Origin of the sequence: Streptomyces aurantiacus (assembly GCF_027107535.1) — a bacterium.
In the GTDB taxonomy this organism is placed as follows: Bacteria; Actinomycetota; Actinomycetes; order Streptomycetales; family Streptomycetaceae; genus Streptomyces.
The window spans coordinates 4,999,428-5,020,472 of the sequence record NZ_CP114283.1; the positions used below are offsets into that span (position 1 = coordinate 4,999,428).

A 21,045-nucleotide genomic window follows, 5' to 3' on the forward strand; every position below is an offset into this window, starting at 1 on the left:
TTTGCGGACGGACACCCCCATCCGTCCATGCCGAGTGCTGCCCAATACGCTGCCTGCTCGCCCGCCACGGCATCACCGCGACAAGGTCGAGTTCCTGCAGTGGTCGAGCATGGCCAGAGCCAAGCCACAAGCGAGCGGGCCGAACTTGGAGTCGGACGAGGGCTGACATCGGCCCCGGATCTCGCTGACTGCCCACTGCGCCGGGGGCTTTTGGGGCAGACTGTTAGGATGACTGACTTCGTCGAATTCACCTTCGATGACGGGACGTTGCTCGCTCTTCAGGTCTTCGCTCCCCTTCCCCCGACCCTCGCGGGCGCGGAGAGCGAGACCGATGGCGACGGGGCGGTGCCGGGGTTCGGCACGTCCCGCCCAGTGGCGAGGGGCGGGCGGGTGATGGCCGCCACCGAAGGCGCGCTCGGCGCACTGCTGGCCCCGCTGGTGCCCCTGCTGCAGCGCGTGCACGACACTGTCGCCACCGTGCCGGACGCCCCCGACGAACTGTCCGTCAGCTTCGGACTGCGCGTCAGCCAGGATCTGAAGCTCGGCGTGGTCGGCGCCGCCGGCGAGGCCACCATGACGATCACCGCGAACTGGCATCTGTCGCCGCCGGTCGCGCCGGTCCCGGCTGTCGCGGTCGGGGACTCGGCCGCCGGATCCCCGACCGGTGTCCGTGCTGGGTAGAGGGCGGCGGTGGCTGCGCACGGCGGACGCGGGGGCCCGCCCCTCCCTGGTCTGCGTGCTCGGTGCCACCCCCGGCGGGGTCGTCGGCAGCGGTGTCTACCTCGGTGAGGGGCGCGTTCTCACCTGCTCCCATGTAGTCAACGAGGCCCTCGGCCGGGACTGGTTCACGCAGGACGAGCCCGCGGGCGCACAGGTCGAGGTGTCCTTCCCCGCCAAGGGACCGTGTGCCCCGCTCGCCTCCCGCACCACCGCTTGGATACCCGCTCGCCGTACGGCCCCGGGCACGGCTGCGCCCCAGCCCGCGCGGACCGGGGACGCCACATGGTACGGCGACCTCGCACTGCTGGAACTGGAGGGTGAGGCACCGGAATTCGCACGGCCGATGGACTGGGCGAAAATGGCCCGCGGCCAGGAAGTGCGGGCGTGGTACGCGGGCGGCCAACTGTTCACTTACGCCGACGGCTCCGTGCAGTTCTGCGACGAGTCGCTCGGCTTTGTCGACTCCGAGCTGCGCGGAGCGGCCATCGGCCCGGGCTACAGCGGTGGCCCGCTGTGGTGCGAGGACCACGAGGCCGCGGTCGGCATCGTCCTAGGCATCATGGAACCGCCCCCCGGCGGGTTCGGAACCGCCCAGGTGATCCGCAGAACCATCGTCCTGCCCTGGCAGGCTATCCATGCCGAACTGCACGCCGGTACGCACCCACCGGCGGCCGAGCCCTCGGCCGCCCCGCCCGGCGGACGGCTGCTCGCCGCGGTGGATCCCGCCACTCGGCACAGTCTCACCGCCCTGGTCGCGGGGCTGCTCGCCGACCCCGGCAAACGCATGGCGCAGGGCCGACGGCTCGCCGAGGAGCTGGATCTGGACATCACCGAGGCCACCCCCTCTGTGGACGACATCGTGGACATCCTCCTCACCCGCCACCGGGGCATCGCCACGCTGATTGAGAGCCTGCCCGCCGACAACCGGCAGGATGCCCAAAAGCTGCTGGCCTTCGGGCGGGCCGCCCTCGTGCCCGGCCTGTTGTCCGTCCGTGAGCACGCATGGCTGTTGGACCTGCTGACCAAGGACCTCCGGGCGCGCTTCCCGGAAGCAGCTCGCGAGGCCCTTCCACACACCACGCTCTTCGACGAACCGCTCGTCCCCGCGGACTCGCCGCACGGACGGTTCGGCCCCGGCACCGCGGACCCCGCGACCGCTGGCGGCGCGGAGCAGTTGATCGAGGCACTCGAGGAGTACTGGGGGGACAGCGCGCCCGTGCCCGACTGGTCACCACGGGTGCCGGCGCTGCTGCGTGCAGTGGAGTACCTGGCCGCCACCTGTACGTCCAAGCAGACGCGGGAATTCTGGAAGTGGTCCGAGCAGGTCGCCCACCGGCTCGGGGTGGGACGGGAGGCGCTGGGCGAGCGCCGGGACGACGGCGCCGACTGGGCGCGGCGGCGGCGCGAGCGCATCGAGCCGCCCAGCCCGCGGCTGACTGTCCAGCTCACCCGCTGCTCGGGCGGGACATACCGCTGTGCGGCCTGGTACGACCCCGGTACCGGAAGCAGCGGCACCGAGCGGCAGGTGGTGGCCGACGACGTACCGCGCGTTCCTGCGGAGATCGTCGGCCTGCTGCACCATGTGCTCGTCCGCGAGACGGCGTCGGCCCCACCTGCCGCCGCGCTTCCGGTCGTCGAAGTCCTGCTCGACCCGGAGGACTTGGACGTCGCCGTCGACCAGTGGGAGAACGAGGCAGCGCCCTACGAGGTTCCGGTCGTCCTGGGCGCGGAGTACGCCGTAGTCGTCCGCTGCCCCGAAGCGCGCAACCGGGCGCCGGACTCCCTGCAGAACTGGCGGTCGCGCTGGGCCGCCATCGACCGCGGCGGATTGCTGCGCATCGATCACCGGCACACGACGTCCCGTCAGGTGTACGGGCTGCTCAAGGCCGACCTCGCCGCGGCCCGCGTCGTCATCGACTGCCCGCCGCAGCACCGGGCCGAGCTGCGGGCCGCATGCCTAGTGCTGGGCGTTCCTGTGGTCGTCTGGGACCGGCAGGCCGCCCCCGGCGACCAGCTCACGGCGCTGCTGCTCAACGGTGCGGTGCGCAGCCTGCCGCACCGTGTGCGGCAGCACCGGGCCCGCGCGCTCGCCGAGCGGGACGGGGCGGGTGTCCTCGCCCCCGCCTTGGTGTGGGACGACGCGTCCCGCCCGCCGCCACGGGCCCTGTGGATCGATCCCACCGTTGAGGAGAGTGCCCCATGACCGAAGTGACCGACACGGGGCGTTCCGCGCCGGCCGACGACTGGCGCCTCTTCCGGGGCGATGGCCAGGTGCGGCAACTCGTGCTGCCCGAGCCGCCCCCCTGGCGCCGCTTCGGCCTCGACGAGCGGCAGTCCGGCGCGGCGCCTGCCGACCCACACCGTCCGTATCTCATCGACCAGCCGCAGATCGACGTGGTCAACGCCGCGCTGCATCTGCGTCGCCCGCTGCTGGTGACCGGGCATCCCGGTACGGGGAAGTCCTCGCTCGCGTACGCCATCGCGCACGAGATGGGGCTCGGCAAAGTGATGCGCTGGCCGGTGAACAGCCGGTCTACGCTGGCCGAGTCGCTATACCAGTACGACGCGGTGGGACGTCTGCGGGAGACCAGCCTGAGCCAGGACCAGGGCGCGCAGCCACCGGACATCGGTCAGTTCATCCGGCTCGGCCCGCTCGGCACCGCCCTCGTACCGGGTGAGCATCCCCGGGTGCTGCTCATCGACGAACTCGACAAGGGCGACGTCGACCTGCCCAACGATCTGCTGACCGTCTTCGAGGAAGGAGAGTTCGAGATCCCCGAACTCTCCCGGCTGCCGGCCGGGCAGAACCAGGCATCGGTGCACACCGCCCACGGAACCGACCCGCATGTCGTGGTGGGCGGCCTCGTCCGGTGCCGTGAGTTCCCCGTCGTGGTGATCACCAGCAATGGTGAACGCGAGTTCCCGCCCGCGTTCCTGCGGCGCTGCCTGCGGCTCGACCTGCCCGACCCCGACGAACGTCGGCTGCGCGCCATCGTCGCAGCCCACCTCGGTCCCGACGCGGTGTCGCGGGTGGACGACCTAATCCGACTGTTCCTGGCACGCCGCGCTCCCGGGGAATTGGCGACCGATCAGTTGCTCAACGCGGCACATCTTCGCCTCGGCGGCGTGGATCTCGACGCCAATGGGCTGCTCGAAGCCGTGCTCCACCAACTGGGCGGATCGGTGTAGGGATGCCGGAGCGGGTCCTGCGCATTCTCCAGCACCTGAGCGAGCAGACGACCGCGGTGGAGCTGGCCGAGGTGCTGTGGCTCGCGCAGCGCGTCCCCGAAGGGGAGAACGCGCCGCTCGCGCTCGCGCTGGCGCTCCTGCGGGAGAGCGGGGACGGCGCCCCGCCCTCAGAGGACACGGGGGCGGAGACCGCGCCCGGGGCGGTGCTGCCGCCGTCGCCGCACGAGGAGGAGGCGCCGTCCGAACTCCATGCGGCAGCCGAACAGCCCGAGGCGGACGCCGAGACCGACGACGCCTACGACAGCGACACGCCACCCGGCGACACCGCCCCTCGGGCCGATGCCGATGACGAAGGTGATGACGAAGGCGAAGGGGAGTTGCCCGAGGCACCGGCCGCGCCTGAACCCCCCAGAGCTCTCGCACTTCGAGTCTCGCACCCGCGCTCCCTGTCGGGCCTGCTGGTGACGGCCCGGGCGCTGCGCCCGCTGAAGCGCTACCGCCCTAACCCGCGCCGACAAGAGATCGACGAGGCCGCCACGGCCGATCGGATCGCCCACACCGGTCTGCTGGATGTCGTCACGCGTCCCGAACGGGAGCGCTGGCTGGATCTGGCACTCGTCGTCGACGACAGTGGATCGATGCTCCTGTGGCAGGAGCTGTGCACCGAACTGCACGCGCTCTTCGCGCGGTTGGGGGCCTTCCGGCAGATCCGCGTCTGGGGCCTAAGGCTGGGGGACGGACGGATGCCGATGCTGTCGCCACAGCCCTTCGGGGCGTCACGGAGCCTGGTACCGCCCGCGGTCGTCGACGATCCGTCCGGGCGCACCATGACGGTCGTCATCTCGGACGGCGCCAGCCCCGGCTGGCGTACGGGAGCGATGGAGGCCCAGCTCGCCCGTTGGGCCTCCCGCGGCCCCACCGCGGTCGTCCACGCCCTCCCCGCGAGGATGTGGCGGGGCTCGGCGCTCCCCGTACGGCGCTGGTCGGTGCACGTCCCGCAGCCGGGCGCCGCGAACGGCGAGTGGCGGATCAGAGATCCGCTGCTGCCGCCCGAGATCAGCCCGTTCACCGGCATCGCCGTCCCAGTCCTCGAACCGGCACCGCGTGAGCTGGCCGCCTGGGCGCGGATGACCGTTGTCGGCGGCACGAGCGCCGCAGTGCCCCTGTGGGACCCCCGCCCGGACCGGGAGCGTGACGACGCACCGGACGCGATCTCCAGTGACCAAGCGGTACGCCAGTTCCGCCGGACGGCGTCCCCTGAGGCGTACCGGCTGGCCGCCCATCTCGCCGCGATCGCCCCCCTCACCGTGCCAGTCATGCGGCTGGTCGCCGAGGCCGTTCCGTGGAGCGCTACGACGGCGCATCTGTCGGAGGTATTCCTCGGCGGGCTTATGCAGCCAGCCGAGCAGACGTTGCCCGGCGGCGCCGCGCCGGCGGGAACCAGGAGCTTCCGGCACAGCCAGCGCGTCTTCTCCTTCACCGAGGAGGCCTGCGACATCCTGCTGGACGCGGTACCGACCGCCGAAGTCGTTGAGACGGCCCGCCAGGTGTCGGCACTCATCGGTGAACTGATGGGTCAGTCACCCGAGTTCACGGCCTGGCTGAACCGTTCGGACGGCACCGACCTGCTGCCGGAGCACGCGCAGAACTTCGCCTGGCTCGGTTCGGCCCTGCTGCAGCGGCTCGGCCTGACAGACACCGAGGGGCACGACTGGGACGAGCCGCCGCCCGTGCCGGAGGAAGAACCCCGTAGAACATCGCGGCTTGCCTATCCCCACGCGCCGTACGTCGGGTACTCGACCAAGCCGAGGTCCGGGTTCACCTGGCAGCGGCTCCAAGTCCGGGACCCCGAGACCGTCGGCGGATACCGCCTGCTGGGAGCGGCGGGCTCGGGGCCGACCAGCGTGTATCTCGGGCGCAGCCCGGACGGCGACGCGGCTGCCGTGCGCCGCGGCAACCCCTACGTGGAGGGTGCCGCCGACGTCTCGAGCGATTTGGTGCTCGTGGAGGCGGCCGCGCTCGGCAGGTTCGACCACGTCTGCCTGCCGGTCCTCTTCGACCACGAGGCGGACACCGCCCAACCCTGGACAGTCGTCTCGCCGGTCACCACGTCCGCCGGAGGCCGGGTGCCGCATCTGGCCCAGGTCGGCGTCGAAACCGGCCCGCTCGGCGTCGAGGCCACTCTCAGCCTCGGCCAGCGCCTCGCCTCGGCGCTGGCGCACAGTCACCGTGTCGGCGTCGTCCACGGGCGTCTGTCGCCGCGGCGCATTCTGCTCACCGGCGACAACCCCGTCATCACCGGCTGGCATCGTGCGACCATCGACGGACGGCCGCCGCACGCGCGCGCGACTCCGGCGCAGCCCGCGGACGACCTCAGGGCGCTGGCGGCGATCCTAGTCCACGCGACGCTCGGTGGCGAGTGGCCCGCGCCCCAGTATGACTGGAACTCCGACACGCTGGAGGACCTCAACGAGGACGCCTGGTACGTGGCCTTGTCCTCGCGGCCGGTGGATGCCGCAGTCCAGGCCACGCTGGCGCGGTGTCTGCGCGGCCCGGCGGGCACCGCGCCCACGGCCGTTGGCGTCCTCGCGCTGCTGCGCGACCGATTGCCGCGTCAGAACACGGATTTCGCCGCGCTCCGCGACTGTCTCCCCCCTTCCGCGCTGCGGCTGATTGGCGACGCGGTGCACCTGCGGACGCCGCCGCAGGGCTCTGGCCGCTGGGAACCGGTCGGCGCGCAGATCCCCGTGACGCCGAGGCAAGCGCCCGCCGTCGAACCGGCGCTCCGGGACGCGGGCGACCACGGGAAGTGGCTGCGGCTGCCTGGGGACGCCTCTCCCCCGCGCTGGCGCGGGCGATGGACGCGCACCCCCGTACCGATGGTGCTCCAGCCCCGCCTTGATGGCCCGATGGGACATTGCGTCGTCGTCATCAGCCCTCATCAGGGCTCGGGGCGCAGCACCGTCGCTGTACAGCTCGCGTCCGCGCTCGCGGCGCGGTCGAGCGCAGCCCGTGGCGCGCGACACCCCGTCGTCATGCTTCCGGTGGACCGACGGCTGGGCGTCGTCGGATACCGCCTGCGCGACCCCGATGCCACGACCGTCACGGCCCGTTTCTCCGCCGGCGCCGGACAGGCACCGCTCTACCCCGAGAGCTGGGTCACGCTCGCCGATTCCCGTGGCGCGCACTTCCTGTACGGACTCGTGCCCGCCGACGGCGCGTTGCGTCGCGACACGTGGACCTGCCGTCGGCGGGTCGACTGGCTCAGGTCCTTCGGCACGGTGGTGGTGGATGCCGCCGGCACCTTTCTGCCACCGGAGGAGAGCCTTCGCGGCCTGCTGGGTGATGTCGACCACGTGGTCGTCACCGCGACCGTGCGGCAGGTGCATCTCGGCCCAGTTCAGGGCCAGTTGGACTGGCTGTCCGGGCACGGCTACGAGCAGCTCGCGCGCACCGCGACTGTCGCCTTGTCGGACGTCGACGGGTCGGCTGCGGGCGGCGATGTCCCTGGCGCGGCCGAGCTGTTCGGCCGCTGGGCCGGAAATGTGCGCGCGATCCCGTACGACGCCGCCTTGCACCGCGGTGGGCTGGTCGACCACGCCCGACTCGACGAGGCCACACGGCGCGCGTTCGACGAGCTCGGCCGTACGGTCGGCGCGGCCCTGGACTCCGCACGGCCCTTCGGGCGGCGCCGCGGTCGCTGACGCCACGGGACGAGTCACGGGGATCGGCCCGGCAGCCGCTACCACACCGAGACGCTAACGCCGCGTCCCGCACGCTCCCTCACTCACCCGTATGCCTGATATCGGTACCGCGCCTCTCCCACCGCGCGGCACACCTCTCTGACCAGTGCGCTGAACTATTGACGAGAAGGCCGATCACTCACCTTCGCTGTGAGAGGTCAGAATCCGCGGCAACAGCCGCCCGCTGACATCTCGGGCGTATTCCGTCACCCCAGGATCCGCACTTCGTGGTTCCCCCACTATCGCAACCAGGCACAGGCGTACGCCGATGGCCCATGCTGCGCTGCTGGTGGTCGTCAGCCGTACAGCCACTGCTCCCAGGCTTTGCGGCCGGTCAAGGCGGTGGCGGGTATGCCCAGTTCGGTCAGCGCGCCGGGGTACACGCGCTCGTAGGCCGTGTTGTAGGAGCTGGCGAGGGCGGCGTCGCCGAGCAACCACGGCGCGGGGGCGTGGTCGAGGTCGAGCACGGCACGGGTCCAGCTCGGCTGCTCTGTGACCGGGAGGGGGGCAGTCCTGGCCGTACTCGTCCCAGGACATCAGGGTTCGCACGAGCCACATCAGTTTGTCCAGACCCACGTACCTGGCGCCGAAAGCAGCGCTCTGTGTCGAGATCGGCAACGACGCTTTCTCCTGGGAGAACAGTTTCCGAGCGCGTTCCTCGATCACGCGAAGGGACGGGTTGCCTCGTTCCACGCGCAGCTGGATCAGGTGGTCCGCCTGCTCCTGCAACCTGCCTTCGTAGGTGCCTGCGTCACCTGCGGTGCTGGTCTGCCATGTTCGCCGCCCCCCCACGGTGCCGTGTGTTCAGAGGCTAGAGACCCTGCGGCCGAACGGCACCGAACTTGACTGAACAGCCCTGCACAGATAGAGCCGTCGCCTCGTGTTCAGCCGACCATCACGGTTGTACAGCGCTGTTGCCTTACCGGCGGCCTTCGCCGGTTTCGTTCGATCCATGCAGGTCACAGCCCGGAAGGCCCCCAAAATCGAAGCATGACCGCCACTCAGAACCCGCAGCCGCCCACCCCGAGCGGCCCAGCTTCCGGCCAGGAAGCCTTCGTGCCCCTGCGCACTGCCGTCGTCCTGCTCACCGCAGTCGTCATTGGCCTTGTCATTGGCGGCCTGACCGCGCTTACCGGCATCCCCGTGGCAGTTGCTGTCATCGCCGGGATGACCAGTGCCGGCGGCAGCATCCCAGTCCTGTGCACCCTCATTTGGTGACAGCGATCTGTTGGGCGGGGAGGATCCCCCTGCCTTCCTCTCCACGACTCGAGCCCTGCTCCCCCTACGTATCGGGGGAGCAGGGCTCGAGGCATAGAGATCGGGGCGGGCCGCCGGTGGCGCTGCCGGGAGGTCAGAAATTTCTGACCCCTACGACTCGTGCTGGATTCGAAGGCGTCGTCAGTTCCTTCACGATCGAGGCGAGCAGTGAGGCGGTCGGCCGCCCTGTCCAGCTCCTGGTGAACTGCTGTACGGCCGCCACTGACATGTTGACCGGACTATGGGAGCGCATGTGCGGAGCCCTACCGGCTCTCATCCCCGGGACGCGTACTCGACATACAGCGGCGTGGCTAGAACGCTTCGGGAGGAAGGCGGGTTGTCGTCTAGCACAAGTACCCGGGCATACCCTGCCAGCGTCATGAGAGGTAGTCCCTCGATTTGCAGCACGTTATGCACTATGCCTACCTGCTCCATGACGCGGCCGGCGTCAGAGTACAAGTCCTCCAGCACAGCAGGCACATCCCCTGTTGCTGCCCTGTCTGGCTGCTTCCGCAAGGTTGCTGCGTAGCGGAGTAGCGAGTTTACGTAGAGGAGCGCGAGCGTCCGACGTGGCGTTTCTTCGGGCGGACGCTGGTCCACGATGTGCGATGCAGAACCGATCAGGAGCAGTTGCCGTGACTCCGATGCGAAGAAAACAAGGCCACCTACAGCATCAGGATCAACATCCTTGCCCGAGTGCGTATCGGCGTATCGGAACGGAGTAGAGAACCGAATCCAGTCGCCTTCCCGTAAATCCGGATCTAGAAGACCACGCCGACCGTGCTGACGCTCGATCATTCTGATCACCGCGTTGAGGGCAGTGATGGGCGGGGATGTACCCGCACTTTCCAACGTGGCTGAAACAGACAGAACCCCCACATTGAGACCAGCTGACAAGCCGAGGCGCTTGCGAACACGTCCAGGCAGTTGGGGCATCAGGTGCTGCATCTTGGTCTCGGACAGATACAACAAGTCATGAACGCCACGATTTTGCTTGCGCCGGAACATCACGGTAGTCCTCCCGTCCTGGTGGAGGCATGCCGCTGCAAGGCTCTGCCCACTGGACCTCACTCAGTATCTACTGGCTATGGGTGCGCCTCGTAGACGAAGAAGTGACAAGTACTAAGGTTTTTCCCGTAAGTGATCTTCAAACGGGTGGGACATAGCCGCCGGCGAGCGCATCTATCCAACGAGGGTGAGGTTGTACAAGCGAGCAACGCCGAGGATGGCATGGTGGAGACACCCTCTCCTTTGAGCCGGCAGTCACGGAGGATCTTCCAGGTCTTCATACGGGCGAAGGTGTGCTCGACTCGGGCACGGACCTGCTTGTGGGAGCGGTGGTGCTCCTCCTTCCAGGACGGGAGCTCTTCACCCTTGCGCCGACGGTGTGGAATGACCAGACCGGTGCCCTGATAGCCGCCGTCGGCAATCGTCATCGTGTTGCCGACGGCGGCTTTGGCACCGGACTCCTCCCACCCTCGTGAATCGTGGCGGTTGCCGGGCAGCGGCTGGCCAACCACGACGACGCGGCGGGTATCGGCGTCGATGACCACCTGATGGGCAGTGGAGTACCGATAGTTCTTCGACTGCTCGGCAACTGTGTGGTCGCGGGTAGGCACCAGGGTTCCATCCACGATGAGCACGGTGTCCTTACGGAACCGCTTCCGCGGCTGGAGCGCGAAGCATCGGCCCGAGGTGGTCAATGATCCGGTCCGCGGACGACTTGGAGATCCCGAACAACAGGGCAAGCTGCCGCATCGTCAAGTTCGTGCGCCAGTACGCCGTGACCAGCAAGATGCGGTCCTCAAGCGACAGGCTCCACGGGCGACCGCGATGCAGATCGATGGCCTGCTCGTGCCGTATCACGGCCACCAGCTTGCTAAAGCTACGCGGGCTCAGTCCGCTGAAGGGAGCTATCCAAGACGGCCTCGACGCCGTGATCACACCAGACACGCCATGATCGTTCCACCCCGGGACGCGGCCGAACGAGTGCCTTCCGCGCAAGGGGCAGCGCCCAACGGTGCTGTGCCTGCTGACGTGACCCGTCCAGAATACTGTCGTGGCCGAAGACGAACAGAGCAGCATAGAACCGCGTTCATTTCTGACGTGCGCGACGGAGGTGGCTCGGCTGCTGGGTGTCGAAGACGCCGCCGTGAAGCCGGACGACCGGCATGCCCGCCACCTCGCCCATGCGGTGCGTAAGCCGCTGCTCGAACGTGCATTTCTGCCTGAGGAGTTGTTCGCCCCGTTGATGGCGGCAGCCGTGTACGACCCAGACCCCAGCTTCTGCCGCTGGTTCGTCGAGCCGGCGGTCTACGCGTTCGGACGTCGCCGTGTGATGGCAGCACTGGTCGACTACCTACGGATCGGCGCGGATGCTGAGCGAGGGGGTGCCGTGCGGGCCTGGTACTGCGCCCACGTGCCTTTGCACGCAGACCGGTCCCCAGCGTACGGACCAGCTGGGGTACGTGATCCCGCTCTGGACGAGTCTCAAGACATCAAGGACGCCTGGCTGGAAGCCTCAATGCAGGTGTTCGCCGAGACCACCGATCTACGGATGCGCCACCGTGTCCTGCTGAGCCTGCCTACCTCCCGCGCGGCATACCCGCCACACCTGCACGAACTACTTGAAAGCACCCTCGCATCCGCCCGGGCCCATCCCGACCAGCGCATCCGTCGCTGGGCCGCCGCAGCAGACCACGACGCAGTCTGAACCCGGCTGTCACACCTCGGCCGTTACGGGACAGCCTTTAACCGGAGTTCTTGCCGGACGAGGCGTAGGGCCGACCAGCCAGGCTCTCAGGACCGTGTGGTGATTCGGGATCGTCTGTGTCGGAGTGTTCGAACTTCTCGGTGTGCCGACTGCAACCACAGCAAGCACGGATGCGTGCTCTACCACGACGATGTTGGTGCCTTCTGAAGGGCTGTCCGCTTGTGTCCCTCCCCTCGTAGCGTGGAGTCCGTGATTGCAGGGGAAGTTGAGGTTCATGGGGTCCAAGCAACGGACGTACACGCCTGAGTTTCGTGAGGGTGCTGTACGCATTGTGATCGAGACGGGCAGGCCGATCCCGGAGGTCGCCGAGGAGCTCGGTGTGCATTCCGGCACGCTGCACAGCTGGGTGTCGCGGTGGCGGCGCAATGGGTCGGCGTCGTCCGACCATCCTGCCGAGCCCGCACCGGGCGGGCGGCTGCGCGAAGCCGAGCGGGCCGAGCTGGAGCGGCTGCGGCGGGATGCGGCGGAGAAGAACAAGCGGATCCGCGAGCTGGAGATGGAGCGTGATGTCCTCAAGCGATGCATGGTCCTCTGGGTGAAGTGACCGAAACGGACCCGGCCGCCCTGGCCGCGTTCATCGGTAACCAGAGGACCGAGCACCACGTCCCGCACCGCCTGGCCTGCCGGGTTCTGGGAGTGTCGGAGTCCTGGTTCTACAAGTGGCGCGACAAGCCCACCACCGCTCGTGAAGTGCGGCGAGGACAGCTGGCCGACGCGATCCGACAGATCTTCGAGAACTCCGGCGGCACCTACGGTTCTCCGAAGGTCTGGCTCCTCCTGATCCGCGCCGGCTGGCGCGTCTCAGTGAACACCGTCGCGCATCTCATGGCCGAACTCGGCCTGGCCGGACGGAAGATCCGTCGACGGGGCGGGCTGACCCGCCCCGGCAAACGGCCCGCGTTCGCGGACTTTGTCCGCCGCGACTTCACCGCCGACGCTCCAGACCAGGTGTGGTGCGGCGACATGACAGAGATCGCCACTGGTGAGAGCAAGCTGTATCTGGCCACCGTCATCGACCTGTTCTCGCGCCGCCTGCTCGGCTACGCGATGGGTGCACGTCACGACGCTGAACTCGTCGTTGCGTCCTTGAACATGGCCGCGGCCACCCGTGGCGGCGACGTCAAGGGCGTCATCTTCCACAGCGACAGGGGCAGCGAATATGTGTCCCGGCGCTTCCGCCGGGCCTGCCGGCGTCTGGGCGTGACGCAGTCCATGGGCCGGGTCGGGTCATGTTTCGACAACGCCGTCAGCGAGGCGTTCAACAGCGTACTCAAGGTCGAGTACGTCCACCGGCACACCTTCGCCACCCGCACCGAGGCCCGGATCAGGATCGCGACCTGGATCACCGGCTTCTACAACACCCGTCGGCTACACAGCGTGTGCGGTTACCGGAGCCCGATCGACTACGAACACGACCACCGAGCCAACTCCGCCTTGGAGCTGGCCGCTTAGAAGATCTCCACAGTCCGAGGGGATTGACAGCTGAGCGGATCCGCAAAAGGGCAGAAGCGAAGAAGGTGGAGCCAGCGAAGGAACGTGAGTCGTTGCGGACCAACTTGGGAGATGTGCAACCGTCGCCTGGGGACAGCCGTCGTGGCAACAGGATCGCGCCCGAGGCGGTGCCCTGCTACGTCTGCCGTATGGCGATCCCCGCCCATGAGTCGACGCAGACACTCGCCTATATCTGTACTTACTGTGACAGGCCGCCAATAAACGCTGGCTAGATGCCTCATTTTCAGATGACCTTGGGCCAGAAATCCTGACCCCCGGCATGGCGTTCAGGCGCTCTCTGCTGCCGCTGGCGGCGAATCCAGGACGCGCTGAGCTGCCTGTTTGTTCAGTATTGCTTGTGCTCGCTGTCGCCGCGTCGGCATCCCGGGCGGCCCGCATCGTAGCCGAGCCAGAGCTGGGTAGACCCGCCTTTTGAGCGAGCTGATCGCACGATCCAGGGATGTGACCGCAGTAGCCGGTGCGGGTGGCGTCCACGGAAGGGCTGCCGCGCGCTCCTCCTTGCTGAGCACGTCGCCTGGCCCACTCGTACTGTGGGCTGCCCCAAGGTGAAGGTCAACTGCAAGCAAACTCTCTGTCGGGCCCCGATGACGACAGTGACCCGTGCCCCGGCGGAGATGCCGGGGCACGGGTCACTGTCGTCATCGGGGCTCAACCCGGGTATCGCTGATTGCCGAAGTGTCGGCGTACACGTGGCGAACGTGCACCACCGAGTACGGATGAACGGACGGGTCTGGTGCACGATCGGATGACATCTGAACTGGCTTGCCCTCCAGGCTGCGTGACCGAACCTGTCACCCAAACCTGCACCGGACCCAACCCCGCTGAATAGCTACGTGTCTGGCTGGATATCGCGGTCGTTCCGCTGCTCCGACGTCTCTCTGTGGTCCGTCCGGTTCCCGCTTCGATTCACCCAGATGTTCGGCTGTTCTGCAGCGGTTACGCCCGGGGGTCGGTTGTGGGTATTCCGGATGGCTCATGACCACCCACAGGCCGGTCGTTTTGTGCGGATTAGGCAAGGGCTGGTACTGGTTGTCACTTCCTTAGCATGGGAACAAATTTTCGGGGTACGGCCGTGCGATCGGTCGCTGTGTGGTGGATGCTGTGCGCGGCCAGTGACCAGTGGGGTTGCTGGTGCCTACTTTCCCTGGGGGGAAAATGCCGCATTCCCATGTGCAACGCCATGCCCATTTACGGGCGAGACGCGGGCTGGTGGCCGCGCTGGCCGTGCTGTCGCTGGCCGCGACCGCGGTCCCGGCCTTCGCCGAGCCGATGGCCGACCCCGCCGATCCGCAGCCGGTCTCCGCATGGGGCCGCGGCGGTCCGGCGGCGAAGATTCCGGAGGTGAAGATCGGCGAGACGAAGCCGGCCGCTCCGGTCGCCGAGGCCGAGCTCTCCCCGGAGCGCTCCGAGTGGCGCGAGTTGCAGGAGCAGCGTGCTACCACCCCGTCCGGCGCCCAGCGTTCGGGTGGCGCTGCTGCCCGGGCGGACGAGGCAGCGCTGGCCGCGTATGTGCCCGAGGGTCAGGGCAAGGTGCCCTGGCATCAGAGCTCCGACTTCCGGATCACCGACTCCCTGGTCGCGAGCGTCAACTACTCCACCGGAAACCTCCTGCTGGCCGGTACCGACTTCGACGTCGCCGGCGTGGGCCAGAGCATCACGCTGGCCCGCACGTACAACTCGCTCGACGCCCCGTGGGGCAAGGTCTCCCAGCGCTGGTGGCAGACCTATGAGCGCTACGCGCAGATCGGCGCAGCCGAGTTCGTGCTCTACGACTCGACCGGTGCGTCGTGGACGTTCACGAAGAATGCCGACGGCACCTACAAGACACCGGCCGGGTACCGCAAGGACCTGAAGGCGAATGCGGACGGTACGTTCACCCTCACCGACCGCAAGTCCGGCTCGAAGGACACCTACAACGAGCACGGCACCCTGACGAAGATCACGGACAAGAACAAGGGCGTCATCACCGTCGACCAGCACGACGAGGGCGCCGAGCACAAGGGTTTCAAGGTCACCGAGACCCGCTCCGGCCGCTGGGTCGACCTGCTGAAGACGAACGCCTCGCAGTGGCAGGCCAAGGACCACACCGGCCGTACCGCCGTCTTCGATCTCAACCCCGCCGGCGACCTGGCCAAAACCACTGACACCGAGGGCAAGCCGACCGCCTTCGACTACGACTCCTCCCGACGACTGACGAAGATCACCACCCCTGAGGGCCGCGTCACCGTCTTCACCTACGACGGAGCCAACCGCGTCACCAGCATGCTCCGCGCCACCGAGTTCAACGGCACGGGCCACACCGGCCCCACCTACCGCTACGCCTACACCGCCGACGACCCGCTCGCGGCGGGTACCACCACCGTCACCGATCCCGAATCCCACGCCACCAAGTACGTGCACGACGCCAAGGGCAAGGTCTCCAAGGTTACCGACCCCCTCAACCACTCGCGCTCGCGCACCTACGACGCGAACAACAATGTTGCCACCGCCACCGACGCCGCAGGCGTGGGCGGCCCCGGCGGCGTCGGCGAAGTCACCGAGTACGGATGGGACGCCAAGAGCAACCCCACCTCCGCCAAACTGCCCACCGGGGCGCAGTCGACGGCCGGATACCAGAACATCGCGGGCATCGAGCTGCCCAACACGGCGACGGACGCCAACGATCAAAAGACCACCATGAAGTACGACACCGCCGGCAACACCACCTCGGTGGCCACCGAGGGCACCGGCGGCGGCAACCAGACCTTCGAGTACAACAAGAGCGCCCCCACCTGCGGCGGCTTCGAGGGCCAGCGCTGCAAGGCCACCACGAAGATGACGGCGACGAAGTCGGTGAGCACCGCCTTCGAGTACGACGAACAGGGCAACCTGAAGAAGGCCACCCCGCCCGCCCCGCTCGCCGCCACCACCTACACCTACGACGCACTGGGCCGGACCGAGACCACCACCGACGGCCGCGGCATCAAGAGCGTCTACACCTACGACAACCGCGACCGCGTCAAGCAGGTCTCCACGACCAACACCACCGTCTCCTACTTCTACGACGGCGACGGCAACCTCAAGCAGCGTGACGACGACATCGGCACGGTCAAGTACGACTTCGACCCGCTCTCCCGCGAGACGGTCCGCACCCTCCAGGACGGCTCCCAGACCGTCCTGACCTACACGGCGGCCGGGAACGTCGACACGTTCAAGGACCCCACCGGCACCATCGACTACACCTACGACGCCGCCAACAACCTCAAGTCCCTCAAGGACCAGGCCGGCCGCACCACGACGTACGAGTACAACAACAACGACATCCGCAAGAAGACCACCTACCCCGGCGATACGGTGCAGGCCATCGACCTGGACGAGTCCGGGCGCCCCAAGGCGATCAAGACCACCTCGCCCAAGGGCACCCTCGTCAGCCTCGCCTACACCTACAAGTACGGCACCGCGGGCAAGGACGGAACGAAGATCCGCACCTCCACCGACGCCGTCTCCGGGATGAAGACCACCTACAGCTACGACACCGAGGGCCGCTTCTCCTACGCCAAGGAGGAGAAGGGCACCACACTCAACTCCTCCTGGCAGTACTGCTACGACCTCGCCGGCAACCTCACCTCACAGGGCGTCGAACCCGGCTGCCCCCGCGGCACCACCTACACCTACAACGACGCCCAGCAGATCACCGCCAAGGACAACTCCACCGCCAACTGGTCCTACGACAAGGAAGGCAACGAACTCGCCGGCGCCTCCACCCCCGAAGGCACCCGCACCGGTGAGAAGTGGTCGGACTTCTCCCAGCTCACCTCCCTCACGGTCGGCGGCAAGACCTACGCCGGCGAGTACGGCTCCACCGACTCCAGCGAACGCCACCGCCTGGGCGACACCTACTACCACCCCGGCCCCATCGGCCTCGCGGCCGAGACAACTGGCGGTGTCGACACAGGATTTGTCCGTGAACCGGCGGGCACCCTGAACTCCATGACCCGTGACGGCAAGGCGTACTACTACCTCACCGACGCCCTCGGCTCCGTCGTCGCACTCGCCGACGACACCGGCACCAAGGTCAACAGCTACGCCTACAGCCCCCGCGGCGTGAACCGCACCATCACCGAGAAGACCGGCGTCTCCCAGCCCTACCGCTTCGCCGGCGGCCACCAGGACCCCACCGGCATGTACCACCTCGGCGCCCGCTACTACGACCCCAACATCGGCCGCTTCACCCAACACGACCCCTCCGGCCAGGAGAAGAACCCCTACCTCTACGCCGAAGGCGATCCCGTCAACCGCATCGACCCTTCAGGGCTCCTCAGCCTGGGTGACGGGCTGGGATTGGCAGGCACGGCTTTGGGTCTGGCTTCAGTATTCATCCCTGGTGGTGCCCTCGTGGCAGGTGGCCTTGCGGTGGCCTCGGCCGGGCTGGAGATGGCTGGCGCCGCAGCAAACGGGGAGAGCGGATCGAAGATCGCAATGGCTGGCGTAGTCGGCTTCGTGGGCGGCAAGGTCGGCGTCGCCTCCAAGCTGCTGGGCGCCGGAAAAACGCTCGACAGGTCCATCGGAGTGGGCTACTGGGGCATGGGCGCTGCCGCTGGAATTGTCACCTAGCGTGGAAGGAGCGGGTTGTGATTCTCGCTAGATCAGGGTTCGCAAGCTTGCCGACGGGGCTGGGGATCGCCGTTCTCGTGGTAGGGCTTTCGATCGGCATCTTCTTCATTGTTCGAGGGAGGAACAAGTAAGTCATAGTGTGGCCCGCTGGGTTCACCACCCGGCGGGCCAGTCATTGATTAGCGGGAATCCCTCGCGGGGCTCATTCGGCTCCGTGGTGACTCTTGCGGACGAGGCCGGCCATGGCGGCACCAATCACATGGATCGCGCAGCGGCAGGCGATTCCCATGGGGCGTCGGTAGTGGTCGCTGATGAGGCGCAGGATCGTGTGCCGGACTTTGCGAAGGGCCAGATAGCGGTGGTGTCTTTCCTGGTGCGCCGGGTCGCTGTTGCCGGGGTCAGGTGTGAAGGGGAGCTGGAGATAGGCGCACAGGACATCGATGCAGGTCTGGCGTAGGTCTTGGGTGGGGGCGTCATCGGCGAGGCCGGCCAAGGCATGGACGCCGCCGAGCCGGACTGCGGGCGAGTCCGATCCGAGTTTGTCGACTGCTTGGGAGAAGCGTTCGGCGTGCAGGCGAGTGGCTTCACGGTGGGCGCCGGCCTCGTCGACGCGCTGACGACGGTAGGCGACGACCAGGGCGACCAGAGCGCCGGCTCCGGCGACCACCCCAAAGGAGAGTTTCACCAGGTCGAAGAGCGTCTTGCTATCGAGCTTGGCGGTGGTGTCGATCTCCTTGAAATCGAGCAGCACTACCAGCCCGTAGAAGATGCCGCCGGAGGCGAGGACAGCAGCGGCGAAGGCCCAGGTCAGTGCCCGACCGACCTTCCACAGCCGCAACTCCCGATCATTCGGGGTGGGTCGCGGCCTTCGATTGGCTGTCATGACACTGAAGACAAGGCGCGGAAGGCAGCGGTTGCGGGTGGTACCGGGGCCTGTCGTACGTGCAGGGCGCGCGAGCATCTGTAGGGCGCCGAGACCAGAGAGGCTCCCGTGACAGCAGGCATGTCACCAGTGGGTTCTCATCCACTGTTCTTGCCGTGCGTCCCAAGAGATTTGGATCGATGCGTCGTTGCGGCCGTCAGCAACGAGATCGTTGAAGTCGCGAATCAAGGCGATGTGGGCGGATTCCGGAAGGCCTCCGGGTATCTCCACGCTCAGTTGCCCGTCGTCGGTGCGCAGAACCAGTACATCCCACTTGCCTTCGACGTTGTGGCGCCCTGAGAAGACGGACTCGATCATGTTGCAGAAGGCGCGGTATGTGGAGGCCGCTGCCTGGGATGCGAGGTTCTGCACGAAAGGGGCGGCTACCCACGTGGCCGTGATCACGACAAACCAGCGGTCCGGTCCAGCCTCCTGTAACTGTCCGGGAAGCCCTACCCGGATACGGAGAATCAGTCGCCTGAGTGGCCGACGTGCACGGTGATAGGCCCTGACGTACCAAGGAGCGAGAACGGGCTCCGGTGAATACGTGCTGATAATCCGCTTGATGGACCAGCTTCCGGCATCACGTTCTACAGCTTCTGACATGTGCCCCCGCGCCCACTGCTCCTGGAGCCAACGGCACCTGGTTGGCATCGTTGGCCTCCCTCTTGCTTCAGCTCAGCAGAAGCAAGAGGGAGGTGTCCATAGCTACTTGGCGTCCTTTTACCGGGCGTCTGGGCGACAGCTATGGTCCGCCGCCGTCGATGTTGCGGTTCTGCGTTCCGGGTCGTCTCGCCCTGCTTGCGGATCCGCCGGATCAGGGCAGGGCTGCTTCCGGGATCGCAGGAGATCGGCGTCCTGCTTCCCTCTTCTTGGTCCCGCTGGTTTGACCGCGCTGTACGTTGGGCATTTGCTGTGCTGTAGCCATCTACAGCAGCCAAGCTTAAAGGAGTGCAGCACTATGCATCGTCTTCAGCCGGTCGCCAACGGCCTGCGCACTGACCACCCGGTCCCAGGCTTGCCCTTCGTCGACGACGCCCACATTCCGGTCGACGACCCCGCTGCGATCGAGGCCATCGGACGCCACGAAGAAGGAGGCACCTGGGGGCGCTGGGACCGGATTTCCAGCACCAAGGGCTCATGGATTGCTTTCACGACCGACCCGGTCCGCCAGGACCTTGCCTGGGTTGTCCGCAACCACCCCGAGCACGGCCGGACTGTGCTACTGGTCCCTGACAACGAGGCCTCCTCATGGCACAGCAGCTGGTGGGGTCCTCAACTTCTGTTCCGGCAGGGCGGCTACTGGTGGGACGGCACCACCTGGTACCGGCCCGACCAGGTGTGGGACGCCCCCAGCGAGCACTTCGACCGCCGGCCCGTCAAAGCGGCCGTCACCCTCACGGCCGCCGACCTGCTCGACGACAACGCCCACCCCAACGGCGGCCGCCTGCTCAAGGTCGCCAACTTCGACATCGAGGCCCCACCCCCCGACCTGTGGAACGATCACCTGGCCCTGTGGGCCTCTCGCCGGGGCTCAGGCGGGCTACCACTTGAGCGGTGTGTAGTGCGGCTGTCTGCACCAGAGCTCGCCGCCGACCAGCTCATCGGTGTGCCGGAAATGGCGAAGATCGGCGGGATCGCAGCCTCCACCCTGCGCGCCTACATCGCCCGCGATCAGCGTGATGTTCCCTCACCCCAGGTCACGATTAACGGCCGCAGCCTGTGGGCCCGCCCGGTGGCCGACGACTGGGCAGAAGAACGCGACCGCTCACCCGAGAGCGCGGCCGCGAAACTCAACTCCGGTGACAGTGATCTGTCGATCGGCCTGTCCGAGCTCCGCCAGCGGCTGGCCCGGAGGTTCCTGAGCGCGCTGTGGGAGCGGCCTGACTGGCGCAAGCGGTGGGCACTGCGCTTTCGCACGGAGAGCGCAGTGCATGAGATTGCCGACGACCTTGCCCTCGGCGTAGCCACCGACACCGACAGCATCATCAACCAGCACGACCTGGCGGCCACCGTCCGGCACGCATTCCTTGACGAGTTCGCCTACGGCAAGGAACTCGACGAAGCCACCAGCGATACCGAGCCGGTCTTCTACGGCATCACGACACCGGTGGTGAACATGCTCGACTGGCTCATCCGCCACCACCCACGCACCGCCCACCACCTCATCGGCGAGATCATCGGCGACGCTGAACGCCGCATGGACACCCCACGCGACGTGAGCGCCCAGTCCATCCGCACCGCCCTCGGACTGGACAGCAAGCTCCCCCGCCAGACACTGCTCGACTTCCTCGAGCGTGCCCTCCCGCCGGCCTCCAACTGAACCACGTACCTGA

14 protein-coding genes and 1 pseudogene are annotated in these 21,045 nt (G+C 67.6%); 10 read left to right on the forward strand and 5 right to left on the reverse strand.

The window, feature by feature from the left end:
* Positions 1 to 228: 228 nt before the first annotated feature.
* The 4 genes from O1Q96_RS24150 to O1Q96_RS24165 are packed head-to-tail and all read left to right on the forward strand — an operon-like array spanning position 229 to position 7,613.
* The gene (locus O1Q96_RS24150; RefSeq protein ID WP_269250180.1) at positions 229 to 681 is read left to right on the forward strand and encodes a CU044_2847 family protein; all 453 of its coding nucleotides are present in this window, start codon (positions 229 to 231) and stop codon (positions 679 to 681) included.
* Positions 665 to 2,923 carry a VMAP-C domain-containing protein gene (locus O1Q96_RS24155; protein ID WP_269250181.1) on the forward strand — a complete coding sequence of 753 codons (2,259 nt, stop codon included), beginning with the start codon at positions 665 to 667 and terminating at the stop codon, positions 2,921 to 2,923. Before O1Q96_RS24150 ends, O1Q96_RS24155 begins: the two co-directional genes overlap by 17 nt.
* Complete coding sequence (locus O1Q96_RS24160) at positions 2,920 to 3,909, forward strand: AAA family ATPase (RefSeq protein WP_269250182.1); 990 nt, start codon at positions 2,920 to 2,922, stop codon at positions 3,907 to 3,909. The genes O1Q96_RS24155 and O1Q96_RS24160 overlap by 4 nt, the downstream gene beginning before the upstream one ends.
* Before the next feature lie 2 nt (positions 3,910 to 3,911).
* Positions 3,912 to 7,613 (forward strand): SAV_2336 N-terminal domain-related protein, encoded by a 3,702-nt coding sequence (locus tag O1Q96_RS24165; RefSeq protein WP_269250183.1) that lies wholly within the window; start codon positions 3,912 to 3,914, stop codon positions 7,611 to 7,613.
* 335 nt (positions 7,614 to 7,948) lie between these two features.
* Here the strand turns inward: O1Q96_RS24165 and O1Q96_RS24170 are convergent, their stop codons facing one another.
* Positions 7,949 to 8,119: a hypothetical protein gene (locus O1Q96_RS24170; protein WP_269250184.1), complete on the reverse strand. Its 171-nt coding sequence runs from the start codon at positions 8,117 to 8,119 to the stop codon at positions 7,949 to 7,951.
* A gap of 523 nt (positions 8,120 to 8,642) precedes the next feature.
* Here O1Q96_RS24170 and O1Q96_RS24175 point away from each other — a divergent pair.
* Positions 8,643 to 8,870: a hypothetical protein gene (locus O1Q96_RS24175; RefSeq protein WP_269250185.1), complete on the forward strand. Its 228-nt coding sequence runs from the start codon at positions 8,643 to 8,645 to the stop codon at positions 8,868 to 8,870.
* 312 nt (positions 8,871 to 9,182) lie between these two features.
* Here the strand turns inward: O1Q96_RS24175 and O1Q96_RS24180 are convergent, their stop codons facing one another.
* Positions 9,183 to 9,917 (reverse strand): SAVMC3_10250 family protein, encoded by a 735-nt coding sequence (locus O1Q96_RS24180; RefSeq protein ID WP_269250186.1) that lies wholly within the window; start codon positions 9,915 to 9,917, stop codon positions 9,183 to 9,185.
* Between the two features lie 174 nt (positions 9,918 to 10,091).
* Positions 10,092 to 10,862: pseudogene (locus O1Q96_RS24185) on the reverse strand (transposase).
* 106 nt (positions 10,863 to 10,968) lie between these two features.
* Between O1Q96_RS24185 and O1Q96_RS24190 the strand changes: the two are divergent.
* From O1Q96_RS24190 to O1Q96_RS24205, 4 genes are all read left to right on the forward strand, one after another.
* Complete coding sequence (locus O1Q96_RS24190; RefSeq protein ID WP_269250187.1) at positions 10,969 to 11,622, forward strand: hypothetical protein; 654 nt, start codon at positions 10,969 to 10,971, stop codon at positions 11,620 to 11,622.
* Positions 11,623 to 11,896: 274 nt separating this feature from the next.
* Positions 11,897 to 12,226: a transposase gene (locus O1Q96_RS24195; protein WP_269250188.1), complete on the forward strand. Its 330-nt coding sequence runs from the start codon at positions 11,897 to 11,899 to the stop codon at positions 12,224 to 12,226.
* Positions 12,223 to 13,134, forward strand: a complete 912-nt coding sequence (locus tag O1Q96_RS24200) for an IS3 family transposase (RefSeq protein WP_269250189.1) — start codon at positions 12,223 to 12,225, stop codon at positions 13,132 to 13,134. Before O1Q96_RS24195 ends, O1Q96_RS24200 begins: the two co-directional genes overlap by 4 nt.
* A 1,329-nt stretch (positions 13,135 to 14,463) precedes the next feature.
* A complete protein-coding gene (locus tag O1Q96_RS24205) occupies positions 14,464 to 17,787 on the forward strand; it encodes an RHS repeat-associated core domain-containing protein (RefSeq protein ID WP_269253701.1) in 3,324 nt (1,107 codons plus the stop codon).
* Between the two features lie 202 nt (positions 17,788 to 17,989).
* Here O1Q96_RS24205 and O1Q96_RS24210 read toward each other — a convergent pair whose 3' ends face one another.
* Both O1Q96_RS24210 and O1Q96_RS24215 read right to left on the reverse strand, forming a co-directional pair.
* Positions 17,990 to 18,625 (reverse strand): hypothetical protein, encoded by a 636-nt coding sequence (locus O1Q96_RS24210; RefSeq protein ID WP_269250190.1) that lies wholly within the window; start codon positions 18,623 to 18,625, stop codon positions 17,990 to 17,992.
* A gap of 168 nt (positions 18,626 to 18,793) precedes the next feature.
* Positions 18,794 to 19,081 (reverse strand): hypothetical protein, encoded by a 288-nt coding sequence (locus O1Q96_RS24215; RefSeq protein WP_269250191.1) that lies wholly within the window; start codon positions 19,079 to 19,081, stop codon positions 18,794 to 18,796.
* A 589-nt stretch (positions 19,082 to 19,670) separates the two neighbouring features.
* Between O1Q96_RS24215 and O1Q96_RS24220 the strand changes: the two genes are divergently transcribed.
* Positions 19,671 to 21,032: a hypothetical protein gene (locus tag O1Q96_RS24220; RefSeq protein ID WP_269250192.1), complete on the forward strand. Its 1,362-nt coding sequence runs from the start codon at positions 19,671 to 19,673 to the stop codon at positions 21,030 to 21,032.
* The last annotated feature ends 13 nt before the right edge of the window (positions 21,033 to 21,045 follow it).

Excerpts from the sequence above, each read along its gene's own strand:
- O1Q96_RS24160 (WP_269250182.1), top strand. The coding sequence starts at position 2,920 with ATGACCGAAGTGACCGACACGGGGCGTTCCGCGCCGGCCGACGACTGG.
- O1Q96_RS24165 (WP_269250183.1), top strand. The coding sequence starts at position 3,912 with ATGCCGGAGCGGGTCCTGCGCATTCTCCAGCACCTGAGCGAGCAGACG.
- O1Q96_RS24220 (WP_269250192.1), top strand. The coding sequence starts at position 19,671 with ATGCATCGTCTTCAGCCGGTCGCCAACGGCCTGCGCACTGACCACCCG.
- O1Q96_RS24150 (WP_269250180.1), top strand. The coding sequence starts at position 229 with ATGACTGACTTCGTCGAATTCACCTTCGATGACGGGACGTTGCTCGCT.
- O1Q96_RS24175 (WP_269250185.1), top strand. The coding sequence starts at position 8,643 with ATGACCGCCACTCAGAACCCGCAGCCGCCCACCCCGAGCGGCCCAGCT.
- O1Q96_RS24205 (WP_269253701.1), top strand. The coding sequence starts at position 14,464 with ATGGCCGACCCCGCCGATCCGCAGCCGGTCTCCGCATGGGGCCGCGGC.
- O1Q96_RS24195 (WP_269250188.1), top strand. The coding sequence starts at position 11,897 with ATGGGGTCCAAGCAACGGACGTACACGCCTGAGTTTCGTGAGGGTGCT.
- O1Q96_RS24180 (WP_269250186.1), bottom strand. The coding sequence starts at position 9,917 with ATGTTCCGGCGCAAGCAAAATCGTGGCGTTCATGACTTGTTGTATCTG.